Here is a 15,446-nt window from a genome sequence, read left to right on the forward strand (position 1 = left end):
CGGTCGCCCCAGGAAGGCCGGGTCGGCGGAGAGCACCAGCGAGTCCGAAGCCGGATCGGCGGCCGCGGTGTGCTCCCGGCGATAGTGCCGGTAACCGCGCTGCGTCGAGCCGCTCCACTGACAGCGGGCGCGGTAGGTGTGCAGCGTCGTCGACATGCGCTGACCGTACCGAGGCCGGAGGCGATGCCACGTCCCGTCGCCGTACCATGGCGTCGTGACTTCAATGGCGGCACCGGCGCGGACTTACCAGGTCCGAACCTACGGCTGCCAGATGAACGTCCACGACTCCGAGCGGCTGGCCGGTCTGCTGGAGGAGGCCGGTTACCGGCGGGCATGCGAGGGCGCAGACGCCGACGTCGTGGTGTTCAACACCTGTGCCGTGCGGGAGAACGCCGACAACAAGCTCTACGGCAACCTCAGCCACCTGGCGCCGCGCAAACGCGACAACCCCGACATGCAGATCGCCGTCGGTGGCTGCCTGGCCCAGAAAGACCGCGAAGCGCTGCTGCACAAGGCACCCTGGGTCGACGTCGTCTTCGGCACCCACAACATCGGGTCGTTGCCCACACTGCTGCAACGGGCCCGGCACAACCGGGTCGCCCAGGTGGAGATCGCCGATGCCCTCCAGCAGTTCCCGTCGTCGCTGCCCACCGCCCGCGACTCGGCCTATGCCGCCTGGGTGTCGATCTCCGTCGGCTGCAACAACACCTGCACCTTCTGCATCGTCCCGGCGCTGCGCGGCAAGGAGGTCGACCGCAACCCGCACGACATCCTGGCCGAGGTGAGATCCCTGGTGGCCGAGGGCGTGCTCGAGGTCACCCTGCTCGGTCAGAACGTCAACGCCTTCGGGGTGTCGTTCGCCGATCCGGCGCAGCCCCGCGACCGGGGTGCGTTCGCCAAGCTGTTGCGCGCCTGCGGGCGCGTCGACGGACTGGAACGGGTTCGGTTCACCTCGCCGCACCCGGCCGAGTTCACCGACGACGTCATCGAGGCCATGGCCGAGACGCCGAATGTCTGCCCCGCCTTGCACATGCCCCTGCAGTCGGGGTCTGATCGCGTCCTGCGCGCGATGCGGCGTTCCTACCGAGCCGAGCGCTATCTCGGCATCATCGACCGCGTCCGAGCGGTGATGCCGCACGCGGCCATCACCACCGACCTGATCGTCGGCTTCCCCGGCGAGACCGAAGAGGATTTCGCGGCCACGCTCGACGTGGTGCGTCAGGCCCGGTTCGCCGCCGCGTTTACCTTCCAGTACTCGAAACGGCCCGGCACGGTCGCCGCCGGACTCGGGGGGCAGCTGCCGAAGGCCGTGGTGCAGGAACGCTACGAACGGCTGGTCGAGCTGCAGGAGCAGATCTCGCTGGACGGCAACCGTGCCTTGGTCGGGCAGACCGTCGAATTGTTGGTGGCCGCCGGCGAGGGACGCAAGGACACCCACACGGCGCGGATGACCGGGCGGGCCCGCGACGGCCGGCTGGTCCACTTCGACGCGACTCGCGGCGCCGTCGGCCCGGTCCGGCCCGGCGACGTCGTGACCACGGTGCTCACCGCGGCCGCGCCGCATCACCTGATTGCCGACGCGGGCGTCCTGCTCCACCGCCGCACGCGGGCGGGCGATGCGCACGCCGCCGGGCAGCGCCCGCGCGGCACCGGTCTCGGCATGCCCGCCGTCGGGCCGCCGACCGGCTCGACCGAACCACTCGGATGTGATCGATGACGAAGAGACAACGCTCCCAGCTGGACGTGCTGCGCACCGAGATCGAGGCCGCCGAGCGCCGGGTGGCGCGTCAGATCGAGCCGGGCCCGCGCGGTTTCGTGATCTCGATCCTGGTTTTCGTGCTGTTGGCCACGTTCATCCTCCCGCACACCGGTGACGTGCGCGGCTGGGACGTGCTGTTCAGCAGCCACGGTGCCGCGGCGGCCGCGGTGGCCCTGCCGTCGCGGGTGTTCGCCTGGCTGGCACTGGTGTTCGGGGTGGGCTTCTCGATGCTGGCACTGACGACGCGGCGCTGGGCGCTGGCCTGGATCGCGCTGGCGGGGTCGGCGCTCGCCTGCCCGACGGGGTTGTTGGCCGTCTGGTCGCGACAAACCGTGCCCGTCGGGCACCCGGGCCCGGGATGGGGCCTGATCGCCGCCTGGATCACCGTGATCGTGCTGACCTATCAGTGGGCACGCGTGGTGTGGTCGCGCACCATCGTGCAGCTCGCGGCCGAGGAGGAGCGGCGGCGGGCCGCGGCGCAGCAGCAGTCGATGACGTTGCTGGACGGCCTCGACAAGGCGGCTCGTCGCGACATCTCGGACGCTGACGGTGACCGGCAGGCCCCCCGGGGCGTCCCGGAGCCTCCGGATCAGCAGGAAGATCGCTGAGTCAACGCCGCAACGCCGCCGCGGCGGCCTGCGCCCACTGGCGCCACTGTTCGGCATTGGCCTTCGCTTCTTCGGCCTCCTTGGTCCGGCCGGCCGTCGCCGCCTTCTGGGCCTGCCGCTCGTATGACTCGGCGCGGAAGCGGAACTGTTCGGCTCGGGCCTGCGCCTGCGGATCCGACCTGTCGGCCTCGCCGGCGTCGCGCACCTTCTTCTCGATCGCGCGCAGTCGCCGCTCCAGTTCGGCGGAGCGTTCCCGCGGGACCCGGCCGATTGCGTCCCATTTGTCCAGGATCGAGCGCAGGGCCGCCCTGGCCGCGTCGTGGTTGCCGGTGTCGAGCCGCTCGGCCTCGGCCAACAGCGCCTCCTTGGCGGTCGCGTTGGCGCGCAACTCGACGTCCTTGTCGGCCGTCGTGGCGTTGCGTGCCGAAAAGAACGTGTCCTGGGCGGCCTTGAAGCGCCGCCACAGTGCGTCGTCGAGGTCGCGGGACGCCCTACCCGCCGACTTCCATTCAGTGAGCAGCTTGCGGAACTCCGCGCTGGTGGCGGTCCAGTCCGTCGAATCGGCCAACTCCTCGGCTTGTTCGCAGAGCCGCTCCTTGGTCTGCCGGACCGCCGAGCGCTCCCGGTCGAGTTCGGCGAAATGCGATCCCCGCCGCCGGTTGAAGGTCTCCCGGGCCGCGGAATAGCGCTTCCAGAGCGCTTCATCGACCTTGCGGTCCAGGCCGGTGATGGTCTTCCACTCGTCGAGAATCTCCCGCAGCCGGTCTCCCGCAGCCTTCCACTGGGTCGAGTTGGTGGCCAGGTCCTCGGCCTCGGCGGCCAGCGCCTCCTTGCGTGCGGTCTGGGCGGCCCGCTGCTCGTCGCGGCGGGAGCGATCCGCCGCGATGCTTGCGTCGGCCCGCGCGACGAGGCTGTCCAGCCGGGCCGCCAGGGCTTCGAGATCGCCCAGCACAGACGCCGTCGGCAACGTCTCGGCCAGCGTGACCGCCTGGGTCTTGATCTTGCGGGCATCCCCGGTTCCGGAAGCCAGCCGCTCCTCCATGAGCGTGACTTCGGTGCACAGGTCGTCGAAACGCCGGCCGAAGTGCGCGAAAGCGGCCTCGGGATCGCCGGCCTGCCAGGAGCCGACGACGCGTTCACCGGAAGCGCCGATCAGCCAGACCGTGCCGTCGTCGTCGACGCGCCCGAACTGGTGCGGATTGCTGGGTGGGGGAGCCGGCACCGGGTGGGCGGCGGGCCGGATGGGACGGGGACCCGGACGCGGCCCCGGGCGGGGTGTCGGATCGGGGACCGGCGCACCACCGTGCCCGCCCACCGACCTGGGCGCCGGTTCTGCCGAATCGTTGCTGCGGAGATCGTCAGCCGTCATACGCTCGCCACCACCCTTGTGCAACCCTTCCGCGCGGGATCGGTCCCGCGCAACTGCCGCGCGTAGCGGCGCCCGTTCGGTCGGGGCGCCGGTGCCGCGTCGGGCGGACCGTCCACCAGCTCCTCGTGACCGGTTAACACAGTATTCAAACAGCTTGCCGGGCCGCATGCCGCCACCTTGCCGTCACCGCCCGGACACCGAGATTGTGCAACAGTGGAGGGGATCGAAGATATCTGTTCATGTCCCCTCACGACACGACGGAGAAACCGTTCATGACGAAGGTGGATGTCGCCGCCCTGCTCGCGCTGGGTTCGGCGCTGTGCGTGGCGGTCGGCGACGTACTGCAACAACGGGCCACACACCGGATCGCCGACAGATCGGTCGGCCATGCGGAGTTGTTGGCAAAACTGCTGCGCAACCGTCGATGGCGCTGGGGAGCCCTGCTGCTCCTGGTCGGCATCGCGTTGCAGGCCGCGGCGCTGGACGAGGGCTCGGTGCTGCTGGTGCAGGCGCTGCTCGTGCTCTCGTTGTTGTTCGCGCTGCCGGTGAGCGCACGGTTGGACGACCGCAGGGTGACCGGACAGCAGTGGCTGTGGGCCGCGTTGCTGACCGCCGCGGTGGTGGTGATCGTCACCGTCGGCAATCCGCGGGCCGGCCATTCCCACGCGTCGCCGCAGACCTGGGCCGCGGTGGCAGTGGTGGTCGTGCCGGTGCTGGCCGGGTGCGTCGTGGCCGCCCGGATCCGCGGCGGTGCGGCGGCCGCTGCGCTGTTCGCCTTCGTCTCGGGTGCCCTGTGGGGGGTTTTCGCGGTACTCACCAAGAGCGTGGTTCATCGGCTCGGCGAGACTGGGTGGGCGATGTTCGGCACACCCGAGCCCTACGCCTGGGTGGTGCTCGCACTGGGCGGGTTCGCCTGGGAGCAGTCGGCGTTCCGGGCCGGTCCCCTGACCGCGTCGATGCCGACCCTCGAGGTGTCGCAGCCGGTGGTGGCTGCGGTGCTGGGTGTCGCCGTCCTCGGCGAGACCCTGAACACCGGTCCCGCCGGGATGATCGCGCTGGCGGTGGCCGCGCTGGTGATGACGGCCGCCACCTTCGAGCTCGCGCGGAACGACGCGATCGCCACAGACAAGAAGGTCGAGCAGAAGATGCGCAGCCGGGTCGGTCAACCCGCATAGCCGCGCCTTGTCACCCAGTCGTAGGCGAACCGGTACCAAACAGTTGGCGTATCCGCAGCCGCCGGGACAACACTGTGGGGAACGGTTCGAGGTAAGGGGTCGTCCATGTCCAAAGTCGATGTCGCGGCGTTGCTGGCTGTATGTGCGGCGATGGCCTCCGCGGTCGGCGACGTCATCAGGCAACGCTCGGCGCAGGAGATCACCGACCGGCAGGTCGGTCATCTGCAGCTGTTCCGCATGTCGTTGCGCGATACCCGGTGGTGGCTGGGCGGACTGGCGGCGATCGTCAACTACAGTCTGCAGGCCGGGGCCCTGGCATGGGGCTCTGTGGTGTTGGTCACGGCGTTGCAGGTGACGGCGCTGCTGTTCGCGCTGCCGATCTACGCGCGCCTGACCGGCCGCCGGGTGACCCGCTGGGAGTGGATGTGGGCGGCGATCCTGGCCGGCGCCCTTGCGGTGGTCATCATCGTCGGCGACCCGGCGGCGGGTCGGCAGCGCGCCACGACCGCGGCCTGGATGATCGTCGGTGCGGTGATGCTCCCCCTGCTGGTGGCGTGTGTGCTCGCGGCGCGGACCTGGTCGGGCGGACCGTTCGCGGCCGTGTTGCTTGCCCTGGTGGCGGGTTCGTCGCTGGCATTGTTTGCGGTGTTGACCAAGGGGATCGTGGAGATCAGCGAGCACAGCCTGGTCGGCGTGCTGACCTCTCCGGAGTTCGTGCCGTGGATTTTGGCTGCCCTGGCCGGGATGATCTTTCAGCAGTCGGCGTTCCGGGCCGGCGCGCTGACCGCGTCGATGCCGACGATGACCGTGGCGAAGCCCGTGGTGGCAGCCATGCTCGGAGTCTTCGTGCTGGGTGAGACGCTGAACTCGGACGGCCCCAAGGCGTTGGTGCTGATCGCGGCGGTGTCGGTGGTGATCATCGGGACTGTGGCGCTGGCCCGGGGCGAGGCAGCCACGATGGTCGCCCAGACTGGCCACGACGGCTTTGGCGACGGCGTTGGCGACGGCGTTGGCGACGGCGTTGGTGCGGCTCGACGCGGACCGTTGGGAAGGCTGTCGGCCGGCGGTGACTCCGGCGCGGCCGGGCAGCCCGCGGAAGGGGGCGTCGCGGCCGAAACCCCGGCCTAGCCGGGTCTGGCCGACAGTTTGTCCGGCGCAGGCTCGTCGAGACGTTAGTTTTGGTGGCGTGTTGACGGCCATCTCAATCGTTCCTTCCACGCCCCTGCTCGTTCCCGAACTCGCCGGAGGGGCCGCCGCCGAGGTGTCTGACCTGGCCGCTGCCGCGGCGGCTGCCGCCGCGGTGCTGCCGCCCCGCTGGGTGGTCATCGGCCCGGGCGACGACGACGACGTGCTGGGACCCGATGGTGTCGGCACGTTCGCGGGGTTCGGCTCTGACGTGCGGGTCCGGCTGAGCCCCGGTGACGACGGCGCGACGCCGGGCGCTTTCCCCCTGTGCGCGCTGCTGGCCGGATGGGTGCGGGGTCGGGCGCGGCCCGACGCCTGCGCGCAGGTTCGTGTCTACCGCGGTGACCGCGACGTGGACACCGCGCTGACGCACGGCGGACAACTGCGCGCCGAGATCGACGCGACCTCCGATCCGGTCGGTGTGCTGGTCGTGGCCGACGGCGCGAACACCCTGACGCCGGCGGCCCCCGGCGGCTACAAACCGGGCGACGCGGAGGCGCAGCGGGTGCTGGACGACGCGCTGGCCGACGGCGACGTCGCAGCCCTGACCCGGCTGCCGCCGCCTATCCTGGGGCGGGTCGTCTTCGGTGTGCTGGCCGGGCTGGTCGGTGCGGGGCCGCGTGCGGCCCAGGAGCTCTACCGGGGCGCGCCGTTCGGGGTGGGCTACTTCGTGGGCGTCTGGCAGCCGTGAGCCCGGCGATGCGACCGCTCGCGATCATCGGACCCACCGGCACCGGGAAGTCGCAGCTGGCGCTCGAGGTCGCCGAGCGGCTGGGCGCCGGACTCGGCGCCGAGATCGTCAACGCCGATGCGATGCAGCTTTACCGCGGCATGGACATCGGCACCGCCAAGGTGCCCGTCGAGGAGCGTCGCGGCGTTCCCCATCATCAACTCGACGTCCTCGACGTGACGCAAACCGCCACCGTCGCCCGCTATCAGGCCGCCGCCGCCTCCGACGTCGAAGCGATCGCGGCCCGCGGTGCGGTGCCGCTCATCGTGGGCGGTTCGATGCTCTACGTCCAGTCGCTGCTCGATGACTGGACGTTTCCCGTCACCGACCCGCGGGTGCGGGCGCGCTGGGAACAACGCCTGGCCGAGCTCGGGCCGGGCGGGCTGCACGCGGAGCTGGCCCGCCGGGACCCGGCGGCGGCCGCGGCGATCCTGCCCACCGATGGGCGGCGCATCGTGCGGGCGCTGGAAGTCGTCGAGCTCACCGGGAAACCGTTCGCCGCGTCCGCGCCGCGCATCGGCGCTCCGCGCTGGGACACCGTCATCATCGGATTAGACTGTGACACAAATCTTCTGGATGAACGGCTGGCGCTGCGCACCGAAGCGATGTTCGACCAGGGCCTGGTCGAGGAGGTACGCACCCTGCTGCGTGCGGGTCTGCGTGACGGGGTGACCGCCGCGCGCGCCCTGGGCTACGTTCAGGTCCTCGCGGCGCTCGATGCCGGTGGGGGAGTCGCGGAGCTGCGCGATGCGCGGGAGAAGACGTTCGTCGGGACCCGCCGCTACGTGCGTCGGCAGCGTTCCTGGTTCCGTCGGGACCACCGGGTGCGTTGGCTCGACGCCGCCGGGGGCGTCGCCGGCCTGGCGGAGGCCGCGTTGCGGGCGTGGCGGCAAGTACCCTGAACTGGTGATCCGCGCCGACGACCAAGACGCCAAGGGGTGCCGCGCGTGATCTTCGCCAAGGGCCACGGCACCGAGAACGACTTCGTGCTGCTGCCCGACGTGGACGCCGCGCTGACGCTCACCGCGGCCGCGGTGGCCGCGCTGTGCGACCGCCGCCGCGGAGTGGGCGCCGACGGGGTGCTGCGCATCACCACCGCCGCGGCTGCCGTGGCGGCCGGTGTGATCGAACGCCCGCCCGACGGGGTCGGGGCGGCCGACTGGTACATGGACTACCGCAACGCCGACGGGTCGGTCGCGCAGATGTGCGGCAACGGCGTGCGGGTGTTCGCCCATTACCTGCGGGTCAGCGGCCTGGAGTCCCGGAGGGAGTTCGTCGTCGGCTCCCTGGCCGGCGCCCGGCCGGTCACGCTGCACCACGCCGATGCGGCGCATGCCGATGTCACCGTCGACATGGGCAAGGCCAACCGGCTCGGCGGCGGGGACGCCGTCGTGGGCGGCCGGAGGTTCAGCGGTGTGGCGGTCGACGTCGGCAACCCACATCTGGCCTGCCTGGACCCGCGGCTGGGCGTCGGCGAGCTGGCCGTGCTCGACGTCGCCGGGCCGGTCAGCTACGACCCCGCCCAGTTTCCGGAGGGCGTCAACATCGAGGTGCTCACCGCCCCGGAGGACGGGATGGTGCGGATGCGGGTCCACGAGCGCGGGGTGGGCGAAACCCGCTCGTGCGGTACCGGGACGGTCGCGGCCGCGGTCGCCGCGCTGGCCGAAATGGGCGCCGAGACCGGAAGGCTCACCGTGCGGGTGCCCGGTGGCGACGTCGCCGTCACCATCACCGACGCCACCAGCTATGTGCGCGGGCCCTCGGTGCTGGTCGCTCGTGGGGAAATCAGCGAGGAATGGTGGAGCGCGCAACAGTGTTGATTCGGATGCACGACGCCGATCGGGCGTGCACTATGGCTCATTGCTCATGACACATCCCCAATTTCCTCATCAGGATCCCAGCGTCGGCGAACTCGCCCTCGAGGACCGCTCGGCGCTGCGCCGCGTCGCCGGGCTGTCGACCGAGCTGGCCGACGTCTCCGAGGTCGAATATCGCCGGCTACGGCTGGAACGCGTGGTGCTGGTCGGCGTGTGGACCGAGGGCAGTGCCGCCGACAACCAGGCCAGCATGGCCGAACTGGCGGCGCTGGCCGAAACCGCGGGCTCCCAGGTGCTCGAAGGGCTCATCCAGCGCCGCGACCGGCCCGACCCGTCGACCTACATCGGCTCGGGCAAGGCGGCTGAGCTGCGCGCGGTGGTGACGGCCACCGGCGCCGACACGGTCATCTGTGACGGCGAGCTGTCCCCGGCGCAGCTGACCGCTCTGGAAAAGGCGGTAAAGGTCAAGGTCATCGACCGCACCGCGCTGATCCTGGACATCTTCGCCCAGCACGCCACCAGCCGGGAGGGCAAAGCACAGGTGTCGCTGGCCCAGATGGAATACATGCTGCCGAGGCTGCGCGGCTGGGGTGAGTCGATGTCGCGGCAGGCCGGGGGCCGCGCCGGCGGCAGCGGCGGCGGGGTGGGTCTGCGTGGTCCCGGCGAGACCAAGATCGAGACCGACCGCCGGCGCATCCGTGAACGCATGGCCAGGCTGCGCCGCGAGATCAGGGACATGAAACAGGTTCGCGACACCCAGCGCAGCCGGCGCCTGCGCAGCGACATGCCGTCGGTCGCCATCGTCGGGTACACCAACGCCGGCAAGTCCAGCCTGCTCAACGCGTTGACCGGGGCCGGGGTCCTGGTTCAGGACGCCCTGTTCGCCACCCTGGAACCCACCACCCGGCGCGCGGAACTACCCGACGGGCGGGCGGTCGTGCTCACCGACACGGTGGGGTTCGTCCGGCACCTGCCCACCCAACTGGTCGAGGCATTCCGCTCCACGCTGGAGGAGGTCGTCGACTCTGACCTGTTGGTGCACGTTGTCGACGGCTCCGATGTCACCCCGCTGGCCCAGATCGACGCGGTTCGTCAGGTCATCTCCGACGTCGTCACCGACCACCGGGGCGACCACGATGCCCAACCGCCGCCAGAGTTGCTGGTGGTCAACAAGATCGACGTGGCCGGCGACCTGGCCCTGGCGAAACTCCGTCACGCCCTGCCCGGCGCGGTGTTCGTGTCCGCGCGCACCGGCGACGGTATCGACACGCTGTGGCAGCGGATGGCCCAACTCGCCGCCCCCACCGACATCGCCGTGGACGTGGTCATTCCCTACCACCGGGGTGACCTGGTGTCGCGCCTGCATTCCGAGGGGCGGGTTCAGCACGAGGAGCACAAAGGCGACGGCACCCGGATCACGGCCCGGGTTCCGGCTGCGCTGGCCGCCACCCTGCGGGAATTCGGCGCCCGGTGACCAACCACCGCCCGCCGACCAACCGGGTGGTTGGTATATCTTGGTCGGCAGAGTCCCCACATGCCGCGCAGTTCGCCGGAGGTTGTCCATGAGTAGCGCCATCAGATACCAACGCACGCTGTTCGAGCCCGAACACGAATTGTTCCGCGAGTCCTACCGGGCTTTCCTGGACCGCCATGTCGCCCCCCACCACGACGAGTGGGAGCAGGCCAAGATCGTCGACCGCGGTGTCTGGCTCGAGGCAGGCAAGCAGGGCTTCCTGGGGATGGCGGTACCCGAGGAGTACGGCGGCGGCGGCAACCCCGACTTCCGCTACAACACGATCATCACCGAGGAGACCACCGCCGGGCGTTACAGCGGAATCGGTTTCAGCCTGCACAACGACATCGTCGCGCCCTACCTGCTGGCACTGGCCGACGAACAGCAGAAGCAGCGCTGGCTGCCCACGTTCTGCACCGGGGAGTTGATCACCGCCATCGCGATGACCGAGCCGGGTACCGGCAGCGACCTGCAGGGCATCAAGACCCGCGCGGTCAAGCAGGGCGACCACTACGTGCTCAACGGCTCAAAAACCTTCATCACCAACGGAATCAACTCCGACCTGGTGATCGTGGTGGCGCAGACGGATCCGGACAAAGGCGCGCAAGGCTTTTCGCTGCTCGTGGTCGAGCGCGGCATGGAGGGCTTCGAACGCGGCCGCCATCTTGACAAGATAGGGCTGGACGCTCAGGACACGGCCGAATTGTCGTTCACCGACGTCAAGGTGCCGGCCGAGAACCTGCTCGGCGAGGAGGGCATGGGTTTCATCTACCTCATGCAGAACCTGCCGCAGGAACGCATCTCGATTGCCATCATGGCCGCCGCAGCGATGGAACAGGTGCTCGAACAGACGCTGCAATACACCAAGGAGCGAAAGGCATTCGGCAAGCCGATCGGAAGTTTCCAGAACAGCCGGTTCGTCTTGGCGGAGCTCGCCACCGAGGCGACCGTGGTGCGCATGATGGTCGACGAGTTCTTGCGGCTGCACCTGGAGGAGAAGTTGACAGCCGAACAGGCCGCGATGGCCAAGTGGTATTCCACCGAGAAACAGGTGCACCTGATCGACCGTTGCCTACAGCTGCACGGAGGTTACGGCTACATGCGCGAATATCCGGTTGCACGTTCGTATCTGGATGCCCGGGTCCAAACCATCTACGGCGGCACGACCGAGATCATGAAGGAGATCATCGGCCGAAGTCTCGGGGTCTAGCCCGGATCTCGATTCCGTATAACCGGACTCGTCGGCGCCGACGTCATTCGACGTCAGTGACGCGAAATTCGCCAATCATCGGTCAGATGTCGGCAGGTTCACGGTCTGACGTACCTTCGACGCATGCGTGTCGCACATGCCGGTGAGGGCTCGGGCTGATGGGCGAACGTCGACGCCATCAGGACGGGCAGGGTCCGACGGATGCCCCGGCGGGCGCCACAGTGATCCGGACGCCGCGCGTGCGGCGGCACAGTTCGTTGCGACGCGCACGTCGTTCGGCATCATTTCCACATCAATGCGGTATCCATTTTTGTAATATCCCTGAATTGAGTTCGCATTTCTTGTCGATTGGAGCAATGTGGTGCGGGCCCGGTGAAAATGCGGATCGTCGCGAGGGTACGGCCCGTCGGTGGGATGACCCTCCGTTCATAGGGCCGCGGGATATGGGCATGGCCACAGATGGGCGCATCCCCGTGGACTGGAGGGCTTGGTGAACTGGCGGAGAGGTCACATGCACAGGCTGGTCGGGCGCGCGTTGGTCGGCGCGTTTGTCGGCTTGGTCACCACAGCGCTGGCAGCCGTGTTCCTGGCTCCTGCGGGGGTCGCGAGCCCGATCGGCGACGCCGAGGCGGCCATGATGGACGCCTGGGAGAAGGCCGGGGGCGACACGTCGCCGCTGGGTGCGCGGAAGGGGGATGTCTACACCGTCGGGGACGGTTTCGCGCTGGAATTCGACGATGGCACGATGTTCTACACCCCGGCCACCGGCGCCAAGTACGCCTACGGGCCGATCCTGGAAAAATACCAGTCGCTGGGCGGTCCGGCCGGTAGCGACCTGGGCTTCCCGACCATCAACGAAGTGCCCGGGCTCGCCGGGCCGGACAGCCGCGTGAGCACCTTCGCGGCCAGCGACAAGCCGGTGATCTTCTGGACGGCCGACCACGGTGCTTTCGTCGTGCGCGGCGCGATGAACGCCGCCTGGGACAAGCTCGGCAGCTCGGCAGGCGTCCTGGGGGTGCCGGTCACCGACGAGACCTACGACGGCGAGTTCGCCTCGCAGAAGTTCAGCGGCGGCCAGGTCTCGTGGAACCGGGAAACCAAGGAATTCACGACCGAGCCGGCGGCACTCGCCGACCAGTTGAAGGGCCTGCAGGTGCCGATCGACCCGACCGCGGCCATCAACATGGCCTGGCGCGCGGCCGGGGGAGTCAACGGTCAGCTGGGCGCCAAGCAAGGTGGCCAGTATTCCGTCGGCGGTGACGGGATCGCCCAGAACTTCGCCGGCGGGAAGGTCTACTTCAGCCCGGCGACGGGCGCAAACGCCGTGGACAGCGACATCCTGGCCAAGTACGAGTCCCTGGGCGGCCCCGCGGGCAGCGACTTGGGATTCCCTGTCGCCAACGAGTCCGACGGCGGCATACCTTCGAGCCGGATCTGTATTTTCGCCGCGGCCGGCAAACCGGTGATCTTCTGGACCGCCGACCACGGCGCGTTCGTGGTGAGCGGAGCCATGAAGGCTGCGTGGGACAAGCTACGCGGTGCCGGCGGAAAGCTGGGCGCGCCGGTCGGGGACCAGGCCGTGGACGGCGACGTGGTCTCGCAGAAATTCGCGGGCGGCACGATCTCGTGGAACCGCGCGAAGAACGTGTTCACCACCGACCCCTCGAACCTGGCCCCCCTGCTGGGCGGGCTGCAGATAGCGGGCCACAACCAGCCGAGTGCCGTGGCGATGCCACCCCACACCAAGACGCCGGTCTGGCAGCAATGGTGGTGGATACTGGGCGGCGCCGCGGCGCTGGTGCTTGTCGCGGCGCTGGCGTTGGGGGGCGCCCACGTGCGCCGGGTCCGCGCCGGCCGCGACACCGCCGTCGGCGGGGCCGAGCCCGATGCGGGCGTCGGGAACAGCCACGCTGCCGACGGGATCTGGGGTCACGACGGTGACCTGCAGGCCTTCGAGGAACATCCTGCGGACGCCGAGCCCGCTCACCGGTTCAGCTGGGGGCGCGGGACCGACGTCGCGCTCGCCGGCGAGGACATTGCGCCGCGCCGCGGCTACGGCGACGAAGCGCAATCCCGACCGGGGCAGGGCGGGGACGGCTTCGAGAGCACGTTCGGCGTGGAGGAGGAAAATCCCGATACGGTGGACACCGACTCGATTCCCGTGGTCACCGACGCCTCCGTGTCGGAGGCCGGCTATCCCGACATCGAGGAGGAACTCGAGGAGGAAGAGGGTTATCTCGACGAGCTGGAATCCGGCTACGCCGAGTTGGCGCCGGAGGACATCCCGCAGCACGATGGCGGGATGTACGGGGAGTACGTGGAGCTGGCGCCGGAGGGCGAATACTCCGATGCGTCGGATTCCAACGATGCCGGCCACCCTGGGGCCGCATTCGGAACGGTGGTCCCCGACTTCTCCGGCGCAGCCGTGCCGGATGAAGCCGTGGCCGCAGGGGAAGCGCGAAGCGGGCGGCATGCGGCTGTCGACACCGAACGGACGTCGCCGTTGGCGGCGCACGCCGCCAGTGTGGGGCCGAGCGTGGCGGGGCGTCCGACGATTCACCTCCCACTGGACGATCCGTACCAGATGCCCGACGGGTATCCGATCAAGGCCAGCGCCCGTTTCGGCCTCTACTACACGCCCGGCAGCGCCCTTTATCAGGACACGCTCGCCGAAATCTGGCTGTCCAGCGAACAAGTCGCGCAGGCCAACGGTTTCATCAAGGCCGACTAGGGCCAACCGTTCTGGTTCTACCCGGGTCAGATCTTGCGGATCACGGTGACGACCTTGCCCAGCACGGTCGCGTCGTTGCCGGGAATCGGGTCGAACGCCGGATTGTGCGGCATCAGCCATATCTGGCCGCCGGCGCGCTTGAACGTCTTCACCGTGGCCTCGCCGTCGAGCATCGCGGCGACGATGTCGCCGTTGTCGGCGACATGCTGCTGTCGCACGACCACCCAGTCGCCGTCGCAGATCGCTGCTTCGACCATGGAGTCGCCGACGACCTTGAGCATGAACAGCGTGCCCTCGCCGACCAGCTCGCGGGGCAGCGGAAAGACGTCTTCGACGGCCTCCTCGGCGAGAATCGGCCCGCCCGCCGCGATGCGTCCGAGGACGGGGACGAAGGTGGGTTCCGGCAGGGCGTCCGATCCCGCCACCTCGGTGGCGGGCGCTGGGACCGTGGTTTCGTCCGCGCCGCGGACGTCGACGGCGCGCGGACGGTTGGGATCACGGCGCAGGTACCCCTTGCGCTCGAGGGTGCGCAGCTGGTGGGCGACCGAGGAAGTCGACGTCAGACCGACTGCGTCGCCGATTTCCCTGATGCTCGGGGGATAGCCGCGACTGGTGACCGACGCGCGGATCACGTTGAGGATGGTGCGCTGCCGCTCGGTCAGCGATGAACCACCGGCGGAGGCGTCTTTGCTGTCACTCATGGCAATGAATGTAGCCGGACGCAGGCCGGGAATCAAACATGTGTTCGACTGGCGTGTCGACTGGTGTGTTGGCGCCCATGCAGCGCGTCTTCGGCTGTCACGCCGGGGCGAATGACAGAGGTGTAACTCTTCGGCCGATCGGGTATTGGACAGGCATGTCCCCGTTGGCCGATGCTCCAGCGCCGTCTCTCGAGGGGGTCGTCTGTCGGTGGGGCGGTCTAGCGTTTGGCTCGTTCGACACGCTTCGCTCAAATGTTCGCCAATCGAACACACGAGCGATAGTGTCGAACACACGAGCGAGAATCAGTGCACCGGAGGAACGCAGATGACAATCATTCACTCAGTCTCGCCGCGACCCAGCAGCGTTCGGCGCCCGGTAAACGGGCCGGTCCGGGACCCTCGCCACGGGCGGCTCAGAGCGCCCGGGTCGCGCGGACCCGGCCAGTTCGGTCCGGCGGGCGCCACGCCGCGGTACCGCGGTTCCGGCGTCGCGATGTCCGTCGCGCCCCACCACAAACGCTCCGTCACGTGGGCGAAGACTGCGGTCCTGGCCGTGGCCGCCGGGCTGATCACCTTGTGGCTCGGGCTCATCGCCGATGTGGGGCAGGCCGTCAACGGCGACTCCGCGGGTTCGGCGGCCCCGGTGCC

General features: G+C 69.5%; 12 protein-coding genes. 10 read left to right on the top strand and 2 right to left on the bottom strand.

The genetic code is table 11. From position 1 onward, the window contains the following. Positions 1-223: 223 nt before the first annotated feature. Together miaB and AC2VOK_RS19895 are read left to right on the top strand one after the other, a co-directional pair. Entirely contained in the window at positions 224-1,717 is a 1,494-nt protein-coding gene (gene miaB / locus AC2VOK_RS19890; protein ID WP_428901985.1) for a tRNA (N6-isopentenyl adenosine(37)-C2)-methylthiotransferase MiaB, read from the top strand. Next, the gene (locus AC2VOK_RS19895; RefSeq protein ID WP_428901974.1) at positions 1,714-2,367 is read left to right on the top strand and encodes an Rv2732c family membrane protein; all 654 of its coding nucleotides are present in this window, start codon (positions 1,714-1,716) and stop codon (positions 2,365-2,367) included. The genes miaB and AC2VOK_RS19895 overlap by 4 nt, the downstream gene beginning before the upstream one ends. Position 2,368: 1 nt before the next feature. Here the strand turns inward: AC2VOK_RS19895 and AC2VOK_RS19900 are convergent, their stop codons facing one another. After that, positions 2,369-3,736, bottom strand: a complete 1,368-nt coding sequence (locus tag AC2VOK_RS19900) for a DUF349 domain-containing protein (RefSeq protein ID WP_428901975.1) — start codon at positions 3,734-3,736, stop codon at positions 2,369-2,371. 272 nt (positions 3,737-4,008) lie between these two features. On the opposite strand from AC2VOK_RS19900, the gene AC2VOK_RS19905 reads away from it, so the two are divergent. From AC2VOK_RS19905 to AC2VOK_RS19940, 8 genes are all read left to right on the top strand, one after another. Beyond that, the gene (locus AC2VOK_RS19905) at positions 4,009-4,911 is read left to right on the top strand and encodes a DMT family transporter (RefSeq protein ID WP_428901976.1); all 903 of its coding nucleotides are present in this window, start codon (positions 4,009-4,011) and stop codon (positions 4,909-4,911) included. A 105-nt stretch (positions 4,912-5,016) separates the two neighbouring features. Then, positions 5,017-6,039 (top strand): DMT family transporter, encoded by a 1,023-nt coding sequence (locus AC2VOK_RS19910; RefSeq protein WP_428901977.1) that lies wholly within the window; start codon positions 5,017-5,019, stop codon positions 6,037-6,039. A 58-nt stretch (positions 6,040-6,097) separates the two neighbouring features. After that, positions 6,098-6,787 carry a class III extradiol ring-cleavage dioxygenase family protein gene (locus AC2VOK_RS19915; RefSeq protein ID WP_428901978.1) on the top strand — a complete coding sequence of 230 codons (690 nt, stop codon included), beginning with the start codon at positions 6,098-6,100 and terminating at the stop codon, positions 6,785-6,787. An 8-nt stretch (positions 6,788-6,795) separates the two neighbouring features. Beyond that, on the top strand, positions 6,796-7,728 hold the full coding sequence (gene miaA, locus AC2VOK_RS19920) for a tRNA (adenosine(37)-N6)-dimethylallyltransferase MiaA (RefSeq protein WP_428901979.1): 933 nt from the start codon (positions 6,796-6,798) through the stop codon (positions 7,726-7,728). Positions 7,729-7,773: 45 nt separating this feature from the next. Continuing rightward, a complete protein-coding gene (gene dapF / locus AC2VOK_RS19925) occupies positions 7,774-8,646 on the top strand; it encodes a diaminopimelate epimerase (RefSeq protein WP_428901980.1) in 873 nt (290 codons plus the stop codon). Between the two features lie 46 nt (positions 8,647-8,692). Beyond that, positions 8,693-10,117, top strand: a complete 1,425-nt coding sequence (gene hflX / locus AC2VOK_RS19930; RefSeq protein WP_428901981.1) for a GTPase HflX — start codon at positions 8,693-8,695, stop codon at positions 10,115-10,117. Between the two features lie 88 nt (positions 10,118-10,205). After that, positions 10,206-11,366: an acyl-CoA dehydrogenase family protein gene (locus tag AC2VOK_RS19935; protein WP_428901982.1), complete on the top strand. Its 1,161-nt coding sequence runs from the start codon at positions 10,206-10,208 to the stop codon at positions 11,364-11,366. 490 nt (positions 11,367-11,856) lie between these two features. After that, positions 11,857-14,097, top strand: coding sequence for an LGFP repeat-containing protein (locus AC2VOK_RS19940; RefSeq protein ID WP_428901983.1), 2,241 nt, complete (start codon positions 11,857-11,859; stop codon positions 14,095-14,097). A 26-nt stretch (positions 14,098-14,123) separates the two neighbouring features. On the opposite strand, the gene lexA is transcribed toward AC2VOK_RS19940, so the two are convergent. Continuing rightward, positions 14,124-14,798, bottom strand: a complete 675-nt coding sequence (lexA, locus tag AC2VOK_RS19945) for a transcriptional repressor LexA (protein WP_428901984.1) — start codon at positions 14,796-14,798, stop codon at positions 14,124-14,126. Between the last annotated feature and the right edge of the window lie 648 nt (positions 14,799-15,446).

It is taken from the genome of Mycobacterium sp. TH-M116, assembly GCF_057473685.1.

Bases quoted from the DNA above. Each gene is read 5' to 3' on its own strand.
- AC2VOK_RS19900 (WP_428901975.1), bottom strand. From the start codon at position 3,736: ATGACGGCTGACGATCTCCGCAGCAACGATTCGGCAGAACCGGCGCCC.
- lexA (WP_428901984.1), bottom strand. From the start codon at position 14,798: ATGAGTGACAGCAAAGACGCCTCCGCCGGTGGTTCATCGCTGACCGAG.
- AC2VOK_RS19895 (WP_428901974.1), top strand. From the start codon at position 1,714: ATGACGAAGAGACAACGCTCCCAGCTGGACGTGCTGCGCACCGAGATC.
- hflX (WP_428901981.1), top strand. From the start codon at position 8,693: ATGACACATCCCCAATTTCCTCATCAGGATCCCAGCGTCGGCGAACTC.
- AC2VOK_RS19935 (WP_428901982.1), top strand. From the start codon at position 10,206: ATGAGTAGCGCCATCAGATACCAACGCACGCTGTTCGAGCCCGAACAC.
- AC2VOK_RS19910 (WP_428901977.1), top strand. From the start codon at position 5,017: ATGTCCAAAGTCGATGTCGCGGCGTTGCTGGCTGTATGTGCGGCGATG.
- AC2VOK_RS19905 (WP_428901976.1), top strand. From the start codon at position 4,009: ATGACGAAGGTGGATGTCGCCGCCCTGCTCGCGCTGGGTTCGGCGCTG.
- miaA (WP_428901979.1), top strand. From the start codon at position 6,796: ATGCGACCGCTCGCGATCATCGGACCCACCGGCACCGGGAAGTCGCAG.
- miaB (WP_428901985.1), top strand. From the start codon at position 224: ATGGCGGCACCGGCGCGGACTTACCAGGTCCGAACCTACGGCTGCCAG.